Source organism: Aeromonas crassostreae (assembly GCF_054052445.1).
In genome coordinates, this window is the sequence record NZ_JBSTYM010000012.1 from 117,269 (window position 1) to 134,617 (window position 17,349).

The following is a 17,349-nucleotide window of genomic DNA, read 5'->3' on the forward strand; positions in this document are numbered from 1 at the left end:
AGAGTCTTGCCGCTACGTTATCCGGCTCATCATCCGCCATGGAGGGAACATGTTCGAAAGCCTGGGAGTCATCAATGTCTGGACCTGCCTGATCGGGCTGTTTTCCAATGCCAGGGGGGCGCGCCATGTTTGAGAGCCTGGGAGTCATCAACGTCTGGACCTATCTGGTAGGGCTCTTCTTCATCATCATAGCGCCGGGACCCAACTCCATTTATGTGCTGCGCACCGCCGCCGTGCGGGGCATAGGGCCGGGTTATCGGGCCGCCCTCGGGGTCTTTGTCGGCGATGCCATCCTCATCTTCTGCGCCTATCTGGGGATCGCCTCTCTCATCCGCACCACCCCCTTGCTGTTTACCCTGGTGCGCTACCTCGGCGCCATCTACCTGCTCTACCTGGGGGTGAAGATACTCCACGCCAACTTCATCGCCAGGGGCGAAGGGCAGGAATCGACGGTAGAGCTGGGGGAGCGCTATTTCTCCAAGGCCCTCACCTTGAGCCTGACCAACCCCAAGGCGATCCTCTTCTACGTCTCCTTCTTCGTGCAGTTCATCGACTTCAGCTATGCCCACACCTGGATCTCCTACCTGGTGCTGGCCGGCATGCTGGAAGCCATGAGCTTCGTCTATCTCACCCTGCTGATCTTCGGCGGCACCCTGATGGCGCGCTTCTTTGCGCGCAAGGTGCGCCTGGCCAAGCTGGGTAACGGGCTGATCGGGCTGTTCTTCATGGGCTTTGCCGCCCGGTTGGCGACCCTGTCCTCCTGAGCCGCTCTGGGGATCCCGGCCATGGCAGTGGCAGGCCGGGACCCATTGTCCGTCCCCTCGTTGCCATCACCGTTAAAGTGGTTGACGGACAATTTCCTGCCAATATCCCCAGAATGTAATGATGCATTAAAAGCATACCCGCAAGGGGGAATATTTCGATATTGGAATAATATTCCACATCATGAGCGGCAAGGGTGTTTATGGTGAATGATGATTAAATGTAGACACACTTGAGTGCCTCCAGTTGTGTTATTTCATTTAGCCACCAGAGCACGAATTTTTCTTTTTTATCGCAATTCCAGCCTATATAGGCCGTTTCACAAATTCCGCGGCCATCAATGGCGTGGCTGATTAATTTTCCCTCGGCGACGAATGGTGCCGCCAAATGGGCGGGGAGATAACCACAACCAATGCCGGCGAGCAATAAATCTAATTTTGCGGCAAAGCTATCGACTTTTATTATCGCCTGCCCCTGATGTATGAGCAGGTCTGATTTTACATCCTGTCTGGCATTACCGACCGTAATGGCCCTATGCCCTTTAATTGTCTGTGGTGAAAGGGGAGGGGAGACCCGTGCCAGGGGGTGGGTCGGGGCATGAACAAAAATATGCTCCAGATGGCCAAGTGGCTGATAGGCAAGGTGAGTCACAGTGGGGGGTTTGCTGAGGGCCCCCAGCACGATATCAAACCGGCTCTCTATCAGGCCTGTCCAGACGCCGTCCAATATCTCATGGGCAAATGTCAAATTCACATGGGGAAATTCTTCATAGAATCTTGCCAGCAGTGGCGGCAGGAGATGAAACGGAAAAGCAATGTCAATTCCTATGGTCAGTGATGCGTCAAAATTCTTCAGATAGGCAATCTGTTGCTCTATTTTTCGGGCGGCATCTAATACTTCCCTTCCTTTCTCAAGGACAATGCGACCATTCTCCGTGAAGGTCATCTTGTGACCAGAACGGTCAAGCAGGACCAGAGAAAGATCGTTTTCCAGCTTCTGTACCGTGTAACTCAATGCCGAGGGCGTTTTGAACAGTTTTTCTGCTGCCGCAGTCAAACTGCCATATTCTTCAATGGCTTCCAGCACCATCAATGCATCCAGACTCAACTTCATTCACGTTAACCCCAGCCGGTGTTCAGAGTGACTTGTCATATTTTATTGATGAAGATGTGAAAATATTTCCAATATCAATAAAAAATCTTATCCCATACTGTCTATCTCGTTCATAAACTGCAAGGAAAGGTAAGCGTATGTCTATCCGTGAACTCATTGATGCCAACAATTCGACCCTTATTTTCATCGATCACCAGCCACAGATGGCCTTTGGCGTCACCAACATCGACCGCCAGCAGCTGAAAAACAACACGGTCGCCCTGGCCAAGGCAGGCAAGATCTTCAAGGTGCCGACCATCTACACCTCGGTCGAGACAGAGAGCTTCAGTGGCTACATCTGGCCGGAACTGCTGGCCGTTCACCCCGAGAGCAAGCCCATCGAGCGCAGTTCCATGAACTCTTGGGAAGATGAGGCCTTCGTCGCCGCCGTCAAGGCTACCGGTCGCAAGAAATTGATCATCTCCGCCCTGTGGACCGAGGTCTGCCTCACCTTCCCGGCCCTGATGGCGCTGGAGGCGGGCTACGAAGTCTATGTGGTGACCGACACCTCCGGCGGCACCAGCGTGGATGCCCACGAGCGCGCCATCGATCGCATGGTGCAGGCCGGTGCCGTGCCGGTGACCTGGCAGCAGGTGCTGCTCGAGTACCAACGTGACTGGTCCCGCAAGGAGACCTATGACGCCGTCATGGATCTGGTGCGCGAGCACAGCGGCGCCTACGGCATGGGCGTCGACTATGCCTATACCATGGTGCACAAGGCACCCCAGCGCGACGTCAAGTAAGCGCTGTCTGGCGGCACCCATGGGTGCCGCCAGAGCGTGAGGAGAGTCCATGGAAAACGCCGCCACCCTGGTGATCCGTCACCGCATTGCCCAGGCCGACCGACCCCGTTATGAGGCCTGGCTCAACCGCATCGTTCCTACTGCCGCCGAATTTGAAGGGCATCAGGGGGTCAATGTGATACGGCCAGCAGACGGGGAGGAAATCTATACCATCTCCCTCCACTTCATCGATCTCGACCACCTCTATGGTTGGAGCCAATCTCCCCGGCGCCAGGCGCTGGTGGACGAGATCCGCCCCCTGCTCGCCGACGATGATCAACTCGAGGTGCGTCCAGGCAGTCAATTCTGGTTTACCCCTGCCATCGTGGGAACATCACAGCCACCGGCCTGGAAACAGTTTATCGTCACCCTGGCGGTCATCTTTCCCAGCACCAACCTGGTGCCCTGGCTATGGCATCAACTGCTGCCCTCTTTGGATGGCACCTTGCTCGGCCATTTTCTGGCGGATGCCACCGTGGTTGCCCTGGTGGTCTACCTCTGGATGCCACTGATCACCCGCGCCCTCGCCGGCTGGTTGGCGCCTGCCGACCGACACTGAGAGAATCAATCATGTCTAATCACGCAAGCCTGATCCTGATGAATGGTGATCTGCATACAGTGGATCCCGCCAACCCCCTGGCCACCGCCGTCGCCATCCGCGATGACAAGTTTGTCGCCGTTGGCAGTGATGCCGAGGTGATGACCCACGCCGGCCCCGAGACCCGTGTTGTCGATCTCAAGGGACACACCGTCATCCCCGGCCTCAATGACTCCCACCTGCACCTGATCCGTGGCGGGCTGAACTACAACCTCGAACTGCGCTGGGAAGGGGTGCCTTCTGTGGCCGAGGCGCTGCGCATGCTCAAAGTTCAGGCCGAACACACTCCGCACCCCCAATGGGTTCGTGTGGTCGGTGGCTGGTCTGAGTTCCAGTTTGCCGAACGTCGCATGCCGACGCTCGACGAGCTCAACCAAGCCGCACCTGACACCCCGGTGTTCGTGCTGCACCTCTATGATCGTGCTCTGCTCAACCGCGCCGCGCTGCGCGCCGTGGGTTACACCCGCGACACCCCGAATCCGCCGGGTGGGGAGATCCAGCGTGATGAAAGGGGCAACCCGACCGGCATGCTGATTGCCCGTCCCAACGCCATGATCCTCTACGCCACCCTGGCCAAGGGCCCCAAGCTCCCCTACGAGGCACAGGTCAACTCGACCCGCCGCTTCATGCGTGAACTCAACCGGCTTGGCGTCACCAGCGCCATCGACGCCGGCGGCGGCTTCCAGAACTACCCCGAGGATTACCAGATCATCGAGGAGCTGGAAAAAGAGGATCAACTCAGCATCCGCATCGCCTACAACCTCTTCACCCAGCGTCCCAAGCAGGAGCTGGAAGACTTCCAGCGTTGGACCGACATGCTGGAGCCGGGCAGCGGCAGTGACTTCTACCGCCACAACGGGGCCGGCGAGATGCTGGTCTTCTCCGCCGCCGACTTCGAGGACTTCCTCGAGCCGCGCCCGGATCTCCCCCCCGGCATGGAAGACGAGCTGGAGCGGGTGGTGCGCCATCTGGTCGAGCATCGCTGGCCGTTCCGCCTGCATGCCACCTATGACGAGTCCATCTCGCGCATGCTCGACGTGTTTGAGAAGGTCAACCGCGACATCCCCTTCAACGGGCTGCACTGGATGTTCGACCACGCCGAGACCATCAGCGAACGCAACATCGAGCGGGTCAAGGCGCTCGGTGGCGGCCTCGCCATCCAGCACCGCATGGCCTTCCAGGGCGAGTACTTCGCCGAGCGCTACGGCCAGGAGGCGCTCTCGCACACGCCCCCCGTCGCCCGCATGCTGGAAGCCGGCGTGCCGGTCGGCCTCGGTACCGACGCCACCCGTGTTGCCAGCTACAACCCCTGGACCGCGCTCTACTGGCTGGTCTCCGGCCGTACCGTCGGTGGTCTGCAAATGTATGACGAGCGCAACCGCCTGCCGCGCGAGACCGCCCTCTCCCTGTGGACCAACGGCAGTGCCTGGTTCTCCAGCGAGCAGGGCAAGAAGGGGATGATCAAGGTCGGTCAGCTCGCCGATCTGGCGGTGCTCTCCGAAGACTTCTTCCAGGTACCGGAAGAGTCCATCAAGGGGATCGAGTCCGTGCTGACCCTGGTCGGCGGCAAGATTGTGTTCGCCCAGGGCACCTTCGGCCCGCTGGCCCCGCCCGAGCTGCCGATCCTGCCCGACTGGTCGCCGACCAAGTTGGTGCCCGGCCACTACCGCCCGGCCTCAGCGCAACAGGCTCTGGTCGGCACTCAACCCCAGGCCCACCAGTGCTGCGGCCCCTGTGGCGTGCACCAACACCAGCATGAGAAGGCCCGCAACGCCTTCATGCCGGTCTCCGATGACCGCGCCTTCTGGGGTGCTCTCGGCTGCTCCTGCTTCGCCTTCTAACCCTCACCCGGGCGCCGCACTGGCGGCGCCCTCTTAACCGGAGCATTACATGACTCAATTCATCAAGCGCCCGGCCGACCAGCTTCACTATTTGCCGGCCAGTGAATATCACCCTGCCAACACCTACTTCCACTTCTCGTTTGCCAACTACCATGACCCGGAAAACATCCACTACGGTGCGCTGCGGGTGGTCAACGACGATGACGTACAGCCACACAGCGGCTTCGACCAGCACCCGCACCGTGACATGGAGATCGTCAGCTACCTGCTGCACGGCAAGCTGACCCATTGGGACAGCGTCACCGACGAAGAAGAGGTACTTGAGCGTGGCCATATCCAGGCCATCACCGCCGGCACCGGCTTGACCCACTCCGAGCTCAACAAGCACGATGAGTGGACCCGTTTCATGCAGATCTGGATCCTGCCGCCGGCCCAGGGGCTGGCGATCCGCTACGGCAGCGCCAAGCCTGCCGCCAGCGAGCGGGAGAACCGTCTGCTGCACCTGGTCAGCCCGCTGCACGGCGGCCTGGATACCCCGCTGCACCTCAACCAGGACGTCAACTTCCATGTCACCGAACTGACCCGCAACGATGCCGAGGTGGTGTTCGAGCTGGCCGAGGGGCGTCAGGCCTATGTCAGTTGCATGGAGGGAGGCGTGGCGCTGGAAGGGATGACCTCCCTGGCCGAACGCGACTCGCTGGAGGTGACCGGCCCGGCCACCCTGCGCATGAAGGCCCCCAGTGGTCATGGCCACGTCATCATCATCGAGATGCAACGCATGGATGAACGCTACCGTGGCTAACCAGACCGTCTCCCCCTGGGCGCCGTTTCGGCAGCGCGCCTTTCTGGTGCTCTGGCTGGCGACCCTGTTTTCCAATGTCGGCACCTGGATGCACGACGTGGGTGCCGGCTGGTTGATGACCTGCCTGGACCCCAATCCGGGTATGATCGCCGCCGTGCAGGCCATGACCACCCTGCCGGTGTTCCTGCTGGCACTGCCGGCCGGCGCCATGGCCGACATCCTCGACCGACGCCGCCTGCTGCTGGTGGTGAACGCCATGATGCTGCTGGCGGCAGCCTTCCTGGCCTTCCAGGTGCAGGGGGGCGGGATCAGCAGCCATGGCCTGCTGCTCATCACCTTCCTGCTCGGTTGCGGCGCCGCCTTCCTGGCGCCGGCCTGGCAAGCGATCGTGCCAAGCCTGCTGGAGCGTAAAGAGCTGCAAGCCGGTATTGCCCTCAACAGCATGGGGATCAACATCAGCCGTGCCATCGGCCCGGCGCTGGCCGGCCTGCTGATCGCCCAGATCGGCATGGCGATGCCCTTCCTGCTCAATGCGGTCAGCTTCCTGGCCATCCTGGCCGCCCTTTGGTGGTGGCGGGGTGAAAGTGGTACGAGCAATCGACTACCGGCCGAACGGGTGTTGCCCGCCATGGTGGCGGGGCTGCGCTATGCCCGCCGCAGCCCGGCACTGATCGGCGTGCTGCTGCGTTCCGCCGCCTTCTTCCTGTTCGCCAGCGCCTACTGGGCCATGCTGCCACTGGTCGCACGTCTGCAACTCAACGGGGATGCCACCCTCTATGGCGCCCTGACCGCCAGCGTCGGTATCGGCGCCGTGCTCGGTGCCCTGTTGCTGCCACGCCTGCGCCGCCGCCTCTCGGGCCACTACATAGTGATGCTGGGCTCCGTCGGTACCGCCTTGGTGCTGCTGGTATTGGCGACCTCCAAGTCTGCGCCACTGGCCCTGCTGGCTGGACTGCTGGCGGGCGCCAGCTGGATTGCCACTTTGTCGAGCCTGATGATCGCCGCCCAGGGGGCACTGCCTGACTGGGTGCGCGCCCGCGGTCTCTCGCTCTACCTGACCGTCTTCTCCGGTGCCATGGCGCTGGGCTCCCTCAGTTGGGGTCAGGTAGCCAGCCATTTTGGCGTGACCACCGCCCTGCTGGCGGCGGCCGTCGGCATGCTGCTGCTGATCCCCTTCACCACCCGGGTGCGGCTGGATGCGGGCGAGCGGTCATTGCAGCCAAGCCGCCACTGGCCCGAGCCGGCAGAGGTGGATCCGGCTCACCAGCAGGATGGCCCCGTGATGATCCAGGTGCGCTATCAAGTCATGAGCGATCAGGAGGAGGCCTTCCGGAAATTGCTGCACCAGCTCGGCGAAACCCGTCGCCGTGATGGGGGCCGTGAGTGGCATCTGTTCCGCGATCAGGAGAGTCGGGATTTCATCGAAACCTTCGTGCTCCCCTCCTGGCTCGATCACCTGCGCCAGCATGAGCGGGTCACCGACGAAGAGGCACAGTTGCAGGCGCAGATCCGCGCCCTGTGCCACGAGGTCCGGGTCGATCACTATCACGCGGCTGGCTAAACGGCCACTATGGCCCGACCGAGATGGTTGACTATCAGGGGGGTGGCCGCCCCCTTGCCGTCAACTATCAACTCAGGTATTGAGTCGCCTGATGCCAGGCCCCGTTCCCCCGAGCGGGGCCTGTTCATTTCTGCAGGGCGGGAACTGGCTTCCCCTTGATCCCGGTCAGCGGCATCCCGCCTCCCCATCCCTATAGTAAGCAGCCTGCCCTGGCGGCTCCCGAGGTATTCATGCTCGAAAATCAGATGATGTTGTTGGCGGTGTTCGAGCGGGCGGCGCTGATGTTGATGACGCTCTTCCTCCTCACCCGCACCCGGCCCTTCCAGCGCCTGTTCCAGAAGCGGGATCACACCCCGGCGGAGCTGGTGCTGGTGGCGGCCATCTTCGGCCTGTTTGCGGTGTTCAGCACCTACACCGGCATTCCGGTGGAGGGGGCGCTGATCAACGTGCGGATCATCGCCATCATCTCCGGCGGCATCCTGTTTGGCCCCTGGGTCGGCATCCCGGCCGGGGTCATCTCGGGGCTGCACCGCTATCTCATCGACATGGATGGCCACACCTCGATCCCCTGCCTGATTGCCAGCATCATCGCCGGTCTGCTGGCGACCTGGCTGCACCTGCGCTGCCGCAAGTCGCGACTCTGGCTTTACGGCATATTGGCGGGCATGGCCTGCGAGGGGCTGACCATGCTGCTTATCTGGCAACTGACAGAGCCCCACGCGGTAGGAGTGGAAATTGTCAGTCATATTGCTTATCCCATGATCGCGGGCACCCTCTGCATCGGCCTCATCATCAGGCTGGTGCAGGATCTGGACGACGAGAAGGAGCTGATTGCCGCCAAGCAGGCCAAGCTGGCGCTGGATATCGCCAACAAGACGCTGCCGTTTTTCCAGAAGGTCGATCGCCACTCCCTGAACCAGGTGTGTGACGTGATCAGGCGCGAGATCCATGCCGATGCGGTGGCCATCACAGATACCCGGGACGTGCTGGCCTACGTGGGGGTGGGCAAGGATTATTACGAGCTGGACGAACACCACGCCATCAGCGACATGACCCACAGGGCGGTGCTGCTGGACCAGATCATCATCAACAACGATCTGCGCCAGTATCACCTGGCCGATTTTCACTCGGTCATCATTATTCCACTGCGGGAGAACGGCGCCGTCAGCGGCACCCTCAAGATCTACTACCGCCGCACCCACAGCATCACCAGCTCCCTGCGAGAGATGGCGGTGGGCCTCTCCCAGCTCATCTCCACCCAGATGGAGGTATCGCGCATCGAGCAGTTGAAAGAGATGACTCGCAAGGCGGAGTTCACCGCGTTGCAGAGCAAGATCAACCCCCACTTCCTGTTCAATGCCCTCAACGCCATCTCGTCGCTGATCCGCATCCGGCCCCAGCAGGCACGCCAGCTCATCGCGAACCTGGCTGACTACCTGCGTTACAACCTCAACAAGGGGGATACCCTCATCGACATCCAGGAGGAGCTGCAGCAGGTGCGCGACTACGTGGCCATCGAGCAGGCCCGCTTTGGCGACAAGCTGGAGGTGGTGTTCGAGGTGGACGACGTGCACATCCAGGTGCCGAGCCTGCTGTTGCAGCCCCTGGTGGAGAACGCCATCCTGCACGGCATCCAGCCCCGCAGCGCACCGGGCCGGGTCAGTATCGAGGTGAAGCAGCTGGCGGGCGGCATCCGGGTATCGGTGCGCGACACGGGTTACGGCATCAGCCAGGCGGTGATCGACGGGGTGGCCGCCGGCCGGGTGGAGAGCCGCAGCATAGGCCTGATGAACGTGCATCAGCGGGTCAAGCTGCTCTATGGCGACGGCCTGCACCTCAAGCGGCTGGAGCCGGGGACCGAAGTTTGTTTCTATCTGCCGGACCAGGAGGCGATGCCATGCTGACTGCCATCAATATTGAGAAGAACGCCATGACGCGAGAGGGGCAGCCATGCTGAAAGCCATTACTGTCGAAGATGAATGTTTGATGCGGGAGAAGCTGGCCTCTCCTGCGTTCCCTCAGGGGGCAATGTCATGCTGAAAGCCATCATAGTGGAAGACGAATACCTGGCTCGCGAGGAGCTGGTCTATCTGGTGAACCAGCACAGCCAGATAGAGATAGTGGCGAGCTTCGAGGATGGGCTGGAGGCGTTCAAATACCTGCAGGATCACGAGGTGGACGTGGTGTTCCTGGATATCCAGATCCCCTCCATCGACGGTCTGCTGCTGGCCAAGAACCTGCACAAGTCGAGCCATCCGCCCCACATCGTCTTCGTCACCGCCTACAAGGAGTTCGCGGTAGAGGCGTTCGAGCTGGAGGCGTTCGACTATATCCTCAAGCCCTACAACGAGCCGCGCCTCATCAATCTGCTGCAGAAGCTCGAGCATGCGGGCAAGTCGCAGCCAGCCACCACGGGGGAGGCGAGCGGCGAGGGGAGCAGCCCGCACAATCGCACCATCAACCTGGTGAAGGGGGAGCGCATCATCGTCACCCCCTGCGAGCAGATTTACTACGCGGAAGCGGACGAGAAGCTGACTCATGTCTACACCCGCACCGATCGTTACGTGATGACCATGGCCCTCAGCGAGTTCGTCAGCCGGTTGCCTGCCGAGGGGTTCTTCCGTTGCCATCGCTCCTACTGCGTCAACATCAACAAGATCCGCGAGATAGTGCCCTGGTTCAACAGCACCTATCTCATCCGGCTCCATGATCTGCCGTTCGAGGTGCCGGTCAGTCGCAGCAACATCAAGGCATTCCGTCAGCTGATGCGGCTCTGATTGTCATTCATTCCCGCCGATCTGCATTTCATGCCCTAATCGGTCGGCGGGAGCGGCGTCTTGCCTATAGTGGCCCCAGTTTCCTTAAGGCCATCGACCGAGACGCATCATGACCAGAGAGCTGAATCGCACCCGCTACCTCACCCTGTTGGGGACCATCATCACCCAGTTTGCACTGGGATCCGTTTACACCTGGAGCCTGTTCAACGCCCAGCTCTCCGACAAGCTGGACGAGCCGGTGAGCCAGGTGGCTTTCGCCTTCGGCCTGCTCAGCCTCTCCCTGGCGGTGGCTTCCTCCCTGGCGGGCAAGCTGCAGGAGCGGTTCGGGGTGCGCAACGTCACCCTGGGGGCCGGCGTGCTGCTCGGCATCGGCTTCTTCCTCACCGCCCACGCCAGCAATCTGGCCATGCTCTACCTCTGCGCCGGCATACTGGTGGGCTTCGCCGACGGTACCGGCTACCTGATGACCCTCTCCAACTGCGTGAAGTGGTTCCCGGAGCGCAAGGGGCTCATCTCTGCCTGCTCCATCGGCGCCTATGGCCTCGGCAGCCTCGGCTTCAAGTACATCAACCTGCTGCTGCTCTCCAGCAGCGGCCTGGAGGCGACCTTCCAGCTGTGGGGGCTGATCGCCATGTCCATGGTGCTGGTGGGCGGCATGCTGATGAAGGATGCGCCCAGGCAGGCCGCTTCCGTGCAGCAGACCGAGAGCCGCGACTTCACCCTGGCCGAGGCCATGCGCAAGCCCCAGTACTGGATGCTGGCGCTGATGTTCCTCACCGCCTGCATGAGCGGCCTCTATATCATCGGCGTGGCCAAGGACATCGGCGAGAAGATGGTGGGTCTGCCTGCGGTAGTCGCCGCCAACGCCGTCGCCATCATCGCCATGGCCAACCTGGGGGGTCGTCTGGTGCTGGGCATTCTCTCCGACAAGATGTCCCGCATCCGGGTCATCACCATAGCCCAGCTGATCACCCTCGCAGGCATGGTGCTGCTGCTGTTCGTGCCCCTCAACGCCAACCTCTTCTTCGTGGCGGTGGCCTGCGTGGCCTTCAGCTTCGGCGGCACCATCACCGTCTACCCCTCCCTGGTGAGCGACTTCTTCGGCCTCAACAACCTGACCAAGAACTACGGCGTCATCTATCTGGGCTTCGGTCTGGGCAGCATCATAGGCTCTATCGTCGCCTCCCTGTTCGGCGGCTTTATGGCGACTTTCAACCTCATTCTGGTGTTGCTGGTGGTGGCCCTGGTGCTCTCCCTCACCATACGGCTGCCGGCCCCGGTTGCTGTGGCGGCGGATCGGGGCTGATCTGGTCCCCATTGCGGTAAAAAGAAGACCCGGGCCAAGGCCCGGGGCTTTTCGTTGGTACCAGCGACGCTTAGCGCGGAGGCAGGCCCAGCAGTGCGCGCAGCTGGTGCGCGGTGGCCTCGACCGTCGGCCAGTCGGTGCCGGTGACGGTGACGTGGCCCATCTTGCGGCCGGGGCGGGCCTCGCCCTTGCCGTAGAGGTGCAGGTGCACGCCGGGCAGGGCCAGGGCGCCGGCCCAGTCCGGCGTGCCGTCTTGCCACAGATCCCCGAGCAGGTTGAGCAGGATGGCGGGCTGAACCTCAGCCTGGGCCGGCAGCGGCAGATCGCACAGGGCGCGCACCTGCAGCTCGAACTGGCTGCAACCGGCGTTGTCGATGCTGGGGTGGCCGGAGTTGTGGGGGCGGGGCGCCATCTCGTTGACCAGCAGCTTGCCGCCGACCAGGAAGAACTCCACCGTCAGCACGCCCACATAGTCGAGGGCGGCGATGATGTGCTCGGCGATGCGCTGGGCCTCGCGCTCCAGGGCGGGCACATTGGCCGGGGAGCGGGTCTGATCCAGGATGCCGCCGCTGTGCCAGTTCTGCACCAGGGGGAGGGCACTGATGGCACCGCTCGGACTGCGGGCCAGGGTGAGGGCAAACTCCCCCTCCAGCGGCAGGCGCTTCTCCAGCACGCAGGGGACGCCGCTGGCGGTCAGGGCCGCTGGCAATTCGCCCGCATTGTGGATAGTCCACTGCCCCTTGCCATCGTAGCCCTCGCGGGCGGTCTTGAGGATGGCGGGGAAGAGGTCGCTGGGCAGGGCGGGCAGCGGCTCGCCCGGCAGCAGGGTCAGGTTCGGGGCGACCGGCACGCCGGCGCGGGTCAGGAAGGCTTTCTCTTCCCGTCTGTCCTGGCAGACACGCACGGCGCTCGCGGCCGGGCGCACCGGCTTGTGTTGCTCCAGTAGGGCCAGGGAGGCGGCGGGCACGTTTTCGAACTCGCAGGTGATGGCGTCACAGCGGCTGGCCAGCTCGCGCAGGGCCTCGGCGTCGTCATAGGCGGCCACTATCTGATCGTCGGCGGCCGCACCGGCGATGCTGGCGGGATCCGGATCCAGCACGATGACCTGATAGCCGAGGCGATGGGCCGACATCACGAAGTAGCGGCCGAGTTGGCCGCCGCCCAGCATGCCCAGGGTGGCGGGGGGCAGTATCATGCCGGGTCCTCCAGTTGCAGGGCCAGCACCCGATCCCGCTCCTTGGCGCGAAAGCCCTCGAGCTGCTGGTGATAGCGAGGGGCGTCGCCATCCTGGGCAACGGAGAGCAGGGAGACGGCAAACAGACCGGCGTTGGCGGCGCCCGCCTCGCCGATGGCGAAGGTGGCGACCGGCACCCCCTTGGGCATCTGCACGATGGAGAGCAGGGAGTCCATCCCCTTGAGCTGACGGGTGGGGATGGGCACGCCCAGCACCGGAATGGTGGTCTTGGCGGCCAGCATGCCCGGCAGGTGGGCGGCGCCACCGGCCCCGGCGATGATGGCGCGCAGGCCGCGTTCGCGGGCACTGGCGGCATATTCGAACAAGAGATCCGGGGTGCGATGGGCAGAGACGACGCGCGCCTCATAGGGCACGCCGTGCTCCTTGAGGATGCGGGCGGCTGCCTGCATCACGGGCCAGTCAGAGTCGGAGCCCATTACCAGGCCGATCATTGGGGGGGTCGTCATTACGGCTTCCTCGGGGGTGTCAAACGTTTGCCGCATGTTACCAAAAAGCCGTGGGATCTGGCTCAACATTTCTTGTTCCTGACCCCTTCTGATGGTCGGCAACAGGGGTGGCGGCAGCGGGGTGGGGCAACATCTGTGCCACTCGGCACCATCTGTTGGGAAAAAACGATAACAGCAATCCAGATGGCTATACATCCAATCTGGCTCTGCCTATAATCCCCCCGCTTTGGCGCATCATGCTTAAAAGGGAATCCGGTGAGAATCCGGAGCTGGCGCGCAGCGGTAAGGGGGAACGAAGCGACATCAGGGCACTGCCGTCAGGTGGGAAGCCGTCGCCGTAGGCCATCAGCCCCCGAGCCCGAAGACCTGCCAAAGTTCGTATTCCCGCCGAGAGAAACCGGCATAAGGAATAGATACTTACGCGAACTTAAGGATCTGTGATGTCCAAGAAATTATGGGTGGCCGCCCTGTTGCCGACGGCCGCCTTCGCCCAGACCACCATCCCCGTCAACCCCACCATGGTGGTGACCGCCAATCGGGTCGAACAGCCCGCCAGTGCCGTACTCGCGCCCGTCGTGGTGATCGAGCGCGCCGAGATCGAGGCCCGTCAGGTGCAGAGCCTGCCGGATCTGCTCAAGACCCTGCCGGGGGTACAGATCACCACCCTGGGTGGTCGTGGCCATCAGAGCAGCCTCTTCATCCGCGGCACCAACTCCAACCACTCCCTGGTGCTGGTCAATGGCCGTCCCATCGCCGCCATGGTGACCGGTGCCCCGGACCTCAGCCAGATCCCCCTTGGCAATATCGAGCGCATCGAATACATACGCGGCCCGCGCGCGGCCGTGTATGGCTCCGATGCCATAGGTGGCGTCATCAACCTGATCACCCAGACCTCCGCCAAACATGGCAGCGAGACTCACCTGAAGGGTGGGGTGGGCAGCCATGGTTATGGCCAGGGGCAGCTGCGCAGCGTGCAGGCGCTGGGGGCCGGCACGGACGCCAATCTGATGATCGGTTACGAGCGCACCGACGGTTACGACGTGGTGGCCGCGGCCAATCAGCCGGATCGGGATGGCTTCGACAGCCTCAATGGTCAGCTGGGCTTCAACCACGCCTTCAATCAGGCCTGGAGCGCCGACATCAACGCCCAGGGTTATGACAACCAGACCGAGATGGACGATCCCTATCTGGGCTCTGATCAGAGCCGGGTGCAGGCGTTTCAGTATGATGGCGCCGTCAAGTATCAGGCCGAACACTTCAACAGCAGGCTCGAGGCCAGCTATGGCGAGAACAAGCTGAAGAACTGGCTGGAGAGCCAGGGCGAATCTTCTGCCAGCCCCATTCATACCGGGCTGACCCGCTTCTCCTGGCTGAGCAGCTGGAGTGGTGTCGAGGGACTGACCCTGACCGGCGGTGCCGACTGGCAGCAGGAACAGCTGAAGTCGGACTCCCGGGCCAGCGGCCAGGCCTATGATGCCCCGGATCGGGACAACAAGGGGTTGTTTGCCGTCGGCAGCTATCGCTGGCAGGCCCTGCTGATGGAGCTGTCCGGTCGCACCGATGACAACGAACAGTACGGGCGTCACAACACCTGGTCTGCGGCCACCGGCCTGGACATAGATGACAGCCACAATGTGCGACTGAGCTATGGCACCGGCTTCAAGGCGCCGACCTTCCTCGATCTCTACTATCCGGGCTATGAGAATCCGGACCTGAAACCGGAAGAGAGCAAGAACCTGGAGCTGGACTTCTCCGGCCGTTACACCGGCTGGGACTGGTCGCTGAACCTGTATCGCAACCAGATCCAGAACCTGATCGCCTGCCAGAGTGCCTTCTCCAGCTGCAAGCCGGACAACACGGATGCCGATATCCGCGGCGTGGAAGTGGCGCTGGGGCTGGAAACCGGCCCGGTCCATCACGAGTTCAGCTACGACTATACCCGTGCCAAGGACAAGAACGACGACGACCGTCAGCTGGTGCGTCGTGCCAAGCACAAGGCCGGCTGGCTGGCACAGGTGCAGACTGGCCCGGTCAACTGGTCGAGCGAGCTCATCTATACCGGCAAGCGTGACGACAAGGATTTCAGCAGCTGGCCGGCCGAGCAGGTCGAGCTGGGCTCTTACACCCTGCTGAACCTGGGAGCCACCTATGTGGCGACGCCCCAGCTGACCCTGGGTGGCCGCATCGACAACCTGCTGGACAAGCAGTACGAGTCCGCGGTCGATTATCCGGGGCCGGGCACCGAGTTCCGCCTGACGGCAGACTACAAGTTCTGATCCCGAGGCAACCGCTCGCGAAAAACAGGCCCTGCCATGAGCAGGGCCTTTTCTATTGGCGGGGGGCGGGAGTATGATCCCCCCCTCGCAGCGTGAGGGGGTGCAGGTGGCTAATATTCTGGTGTTCGATTCTGGTATGGGAGGGCTGAGCGTCTATCGCGAGATCCGTCAGTCACTGCCGAACCATAACTACTATTACTGCTTCGACAACGCCAACTTCCCCTACGGTGAGCTGAGCGAACCTGCCCTGATCCAGGCCTGTGTCGGCCTGGTGAGCCGTATGGTGGCCGAGCACGCCATCGATCTGGTGGTGATCGCCTGCAACACCGCCAGCACCCTGGCCCTGCCGGCGCTGCGCGGCGCGCTCTCAATCCCGGTGGTGGGGGTGGTACCCGCCATCAAGCCCGCCGCTGCCCTGACCCGCAACGGCTGCATCGGCCTGCTGGCCACACCGGGCACGGTGGCCCGCCCCTATACCCATGAACTGATCGCCCAGTTTGCCCCCGGCAAGCGGGTGCTGCTCAAGGGCACCACTGAACTCGTCGTAGAAGCCGAGCAGAAACTGGCGGGGAAGGCGGTCGATATGGCGCTGCTGCAAGCTGTGCTGGCGGACTGGCTGACGGGGGAGGAGCGTCCGGACACCCTGGTGCTGGGTTGCACCCACTTTCCTCTGCTCGATAACGAGATCCAACGCCTCATGCCCGGCTGCCGGCTGGTGGACTCGGGGGCGGCGGTTGCCAAGCGGGTGTCCCATCTGCTGGCCAGCCACGACATGACAGAGAGTGTCGGGATTCCCCAGGCCCATGCCTACTGCACACGGCTGGATGAGGAGGCCAAAAAACTGACAGCCCCCTTGCAAGCTTGGGGGCTGTCTACCTTAACCGAGGTGATGGGCTGAGCGATCAGGCGTCGACGTCGTTCGTCTCGGTCTCTTCCTTGTCTCGCTTGTCATTGGCCTCACGGACCTTGAGGGTGCGCTGCTGATACTCCTTGTCATTGAGCGCGGCGATGGCCTTGGCCGCATCGGCGGCAGGCATCTCGACAAAACCAAATCCCCGGCGCTTGCCAGTCGCCTTGTCCTTCATCAAGCGTACAGAGATCACCTGGCCCTGCTCGGCAAACAGCTCGCGCACGGCGATCTCGTTGGCACGATAAGGCAGGTTGCCTACATATAAGGTGCACGTCTCTTGCGGGGCGCCGTTGGCCGCCGCGGTTGCGGGGGCCTTCTTCAGGCACAGGGGAACTATGAAGCCACCAATCGCCAAGCCGACGGCGAAGATCACCTCGACTTTCAAAGAGAACTGCAGCGCTTGGGCAACCAGATAACCAATCAATGCCAATATCAGGGCCAGCACCGCAGCCTGCATATAAACGGGAAACTTGGATAAATTCATCTTTAAAGACCTTTTGTAAATGAAAGCAAAAAAGGTGCAACACTATATTCACCACCATGGTAACCAGCTTTCCTGGATGACGCCACCACGGCCACTCGGTACAGATATTTCCGCTCAAGTATGATGCCACTCGCGGCCTCCTGCCTACTTTAATGGTCGCTAAACGGGGCATAAATCACGCTTCTGTGGATAAACCTGTATATATGTTCGGGGTAAGCTGTTTCTAATTGAATGTACTGCCATTTATGTGATTTTCTTCAAAAAATCTCTTGCCTGGCCGCGCGCCATCCCTATAATGCGCCCCTACCAGCACGGCGGACTACGCCAACCTGATGAGCCAGCTTCCTAGCGAAGTGGGCGCCGAAAGAAAAGCGAAAACAACCGCTTGACTTTCGAG

At 62.0% G+C, this 17,349-nt stretch carries 15 protein-coding genes and 1 riboswitch; of the genes, 11 read left to right on the plus strand and 4 right to left on the minus strand.

Annotated elements, in window-relative coordinates:
- Window positions 1-125: 125 nt before the first annotated feature.
- Window positions 126-764 (plus strand): leucine efflux protein LeuE, encoded by a 639-nt coding sequence (gene leuE, locus ACW5W4_RS11530; protein ID WP_427262577.1) that lies wholly within the window; start codon window positions 126-128, stop codon window positions 762-764.
- A 214-nt stretch (window positions 765-978) separates the two neighbouring features.
- Here leuE and ACW5W4_RS11535 read toward each other — a convergent pair whose 3' ends face one another.
- Complete coding sequence (locus ACW5W4_RS11535; RefSeq protein ID WP_456689442.1) at window positions 979-1,875, minus strand: LysR family transcriptional regulator; 897 nt, start codon at window positions 1,873-1,875, stop codon at window positions 979-981.
- A 137-nt stretch (window positions 1,876-2,012) separates the two neighbouring features.
- On the opposite strand from ACW5W4_RS11535, the gene ACW5W4_RS11540 reads away from it, so the two are divergent.
- The 8 genes from ACW5W4_RS11540 (at window position 2,013) to ACW5W4_RS11575 (ending at window position 11,581) form a co-directional block, all read left to right on the plus strand.
- On the plus strand, window positions 2,013-2,657 hold the full coding sequence (locus tag ACW5W4_RS11540; protein WP_456689443.1) for a hydrolase: 645 nt from the start codon (window positions 2,013-2,015) through the stop codon (window positions 2,655-2,657).
- A gap of 49 nt (window positions 2,658-2,706) precedes the next feature.
- Window positions 2,707-3,255: an antibiotic biosynthesis monooxygenase gene (locus ACW5W4_RS11545; RefSeq protein WP_456689444.1), complete on the plus strand. Its 549-nt coding sequence runs from the start codon at window positions 2,707-2,709 to the stop codon at window positions 3,253-3,255.
- Between the two features lie 11 nt (window positions 3,256-3,266).
- Window positions 3,267-5,135, plus strand: coding sequence for an amidohydrolase (locus tag ACW5W4_RS11550; protein WP_456689445.1), 1,869 nt, complete (start codon window positions 3,267-3,269; stop codon window positions 5,133-5,135).
- 49 nt (window positions 5,136-5,184) lie between these two features.
- Window positions 5,185-5,937, plus strand: a complete 753-nt coding sequence (locus ACW5W4_RS11555; RefSeq protein ID WP_456689446.1) for a pirin family protein — start codon at window positions 5,185-5,187, stop codon at window positions 5,935-5,937.
- The gene (locus ACW5W4_RS11560; RefSeq protein WP_456689447.1) at window positions 5,930-7,498 is read left to right on the plus strand and encodes an MFS transporter; all 1,569 of its coding nucleotides are present in this window, start codon (window positions 5,930-5,932) and stop codon (window positions 7,496-7,498) included. The genes ACW5W4_RS11555 and ACW5W4_RS11560 overlap by 8 nt, the downstream gene beginning before the upstream one ends.
- A gap of 230 nt (window positions 7,499-7,728) precedes the next feature.
- Complete coding sequence (locus tag ACW5W4_RS11565; RefSeq protein WP_456689448.1) at window positions 7,729-9,402, plus strand: LytS/YhcK type 5TM receptor domain-containing protein; 1,674 nt, start codon at window positions 7,729-7,731, stop codon at window positions 9,400-9,402.
- A 129-nt stretch (window positions 9,403-9,531) separates the two neighbouring features.
- On the plus strand, window positions 9,532-10,275 hold the full coding sequence (locus tag ACW5W4_RS11570) for a LytR/AlgR family response regulator transcription factor (RefSeq protein WP_456689449.1): 744 nt from the start codon (window positions 9,532-9,534) through the stop codon (window positions 10,273-10,275).
- Between the two features lie 109 nt (window positions 10,276-10,384).
- Entirely contained in the window at window positions 10,385-11,581 is a 1,197-nt protein-coding gene (locus ACW5W4_RS11575; protein WP_456689450.1) for an L-lactate MFS transporter, read from the plus strand.
- 70 nt (window positions 11,582-11,651) lie between these two features.
- Here ACW5W4_RS11575 and ACW5W4_RS11580 read toward each other — a convergent pair whose 3' ends face one another.
- Both ACW5W4_RS11580 and purE read right to left on the minus strand, forming a co-directional pair.
- Complete coding sequence (locus tag ACW5W4_RS11580; RefSeq protein ID WP_456689451.1) at window positions 11,652-12,776, minus strand: 5-(carboxyamino)imidazole ribonucleotide synthase; 1,125 nt, start codon at window positions 12,774-12,776, stop codon at window positions 11,652-11,654.
- The gene (purE, locus tag ACW5W4_RS11585) at window positions 12,773-13,282 is read right to left on the minus strand and encodes a 5-(carboxyamino)imidazole ribonucleotide mutase (RefSeq protein WP_456689452.1); all 510 of its coding nucleotides are present in this window, start codon (window positions 13,280-13,282) and stop codon (window positions 12,773-12,775) included. Before purE ends, ACW5W4_RS11580 begins: the two co-directional genes overlap by 4 nt.
- Before the next feature lie 210 nt (window positions 13,283-13,492).
- A riboswitch (cobalamin riboswitch) is annotated at window positions 13,493-13,670 on the plus strand.
- A 52-nt stretch (window positions 13,671-13,722) separates the two neighbouring features.
- Between purE and ACW5W4_RS11590 the strand changes: the two genes are divergently transcribed.
- Together ACW5W4_RS11590 and murI are read left to right on the plus strand one after the other, a co-directional pair.
- Window positions 13,723-15,558 carry a TonB-dependent receptor domain-containing protein gene (locus ACW5W4_RS11590; RefSeq protein WP_456689453.1) on the plus strand — a complete coding sequence of 612 codons (1,836 nt, stop codon included), beginning with the start codon at window positions 13,723-13,725 and terminating at the stop codon, window positions 15,556-15,558.
- A gap of 106 nt (window positions 15,559-15,664) precedes the next feature.
- Window positions 15,665-16,456 carry a glutamate racemase gene (gene murI, locus ACW5W4_RS11595; protein ID WP_408795922.1) on the plus strand — a complete coding sequence of 264 codons (792 nt, stop codon included), beginning with the start codon at window positions 15,665-15,667 and terminating at the stop codon, window positions 16,454-16,456.
- 4 nt (window positions 16,457-16,460) lie between these two features.
- On the opposite strand, the gene ACW5W4_RS11600 is transcribed toward murI, so the two are convergent.
- The gene (locus ACW5W4_RS11600) at window positions 16,461-16,952 is read right to left on the minus strand and encodes an RNA recognition motif domain-containing protein (protein WP_456689454.1); all 492 of its coding nucleotides are present in this window, start codon (window positions 16,950-16,952) and stop codon (window positions 16,461-16,463) included.
- Window positions 16,953-17,349: the final 397 nt, after the last annotated feature.

Coding starts and splice junctions, on each gene's coding strand:
- ACW5W4_RS11540 (WP_456689443.1), top strand. CDS start 2,013: ATGTCTATCCGTGAACTCATTGATGCCAACAATTCGACCCTTATTTTC.
- ACW5W4_RS11565 (WP_456689448.1), top strand. CDS start 7,729: ATGCTCGAAAATCAGATGATGTTGTTGGCGGTGTTCGAGCGGGCGGCG.
- ACW5W4_RS11590 (WP_456689453.1), top strand. CDS start 13,723: ATGTCCAAGAAATTATGGGTGGCCGCCCTGTTGCCGACGGCCGCCTTC.
- purE (WP_456689452.1), bottom strand. CDS start 13,282: ATGACGACCCCCCCAATGATCGGCCTGGTAATGGGCTCCGACTCTGAC.
- ACW5W4_RS11600 (WP_456689454.1), bottom strand. CDS start 16,952: ATGAATTTATCCAAGTTTCCCGTTTATATGCAGGCTGCGGTGCTGGCC.
- ACW5W4_RS11550 (WP_456689445.1), top strand. CDS start 3,267: ATGTCTAATCACGCAAGCCTGATCCTGATGAATGGTGATCTGCATACA.
- ACW5W4_RS11580 (WP_456689451.1), bottom strand. CDS start 12,776: ATGATACTGCCCCCCGCCACCCTGGGCATGCTGGGCGGCGGCCAACTC.
- ACW5W4_RS11535 (WP_456689442.1), bottom strand. CDS start 1,875: ATGAAGTTGAGTCTGGATGCATTGATGGTGCTGGAAGCCATTGAAGAA.
- leuE (WP_427262577.1), top strand. CDS start 126: ATGTTTGAGAGCCTGGGAGTCATCAACGTCTGGACCTATCTGGTAGGG.
- ACW5W4_RS11555 (WP_456689446.1), top strand. CDS start 5,185: ATGACTCAATTCATCAAGCGCCCGGCCGACCAGCTTCACTATTTGCCG.
- ACW5W4_RS11575 (WP_456689450.1), top strand. CDS start 10,385: ATGACCAGAGAGCTGAATCGCACCCGCTACCTCACCCTGTTGGGGACC.
- ACW5W4_RS11545 (WP_456689444.1), top strand. CDS start 2,707: ATGGAAAACGCCGCCACCCTGGTGATCCGTCACCGCATTGCCCAGGCC.
- ACW5W4_RS11570 (WP_456689449.1), top strand. CDS start 9,532: ATGCTGAAAGCCATCATAGTGGAAGACGAATACCTGGCTCGCGAGGAG.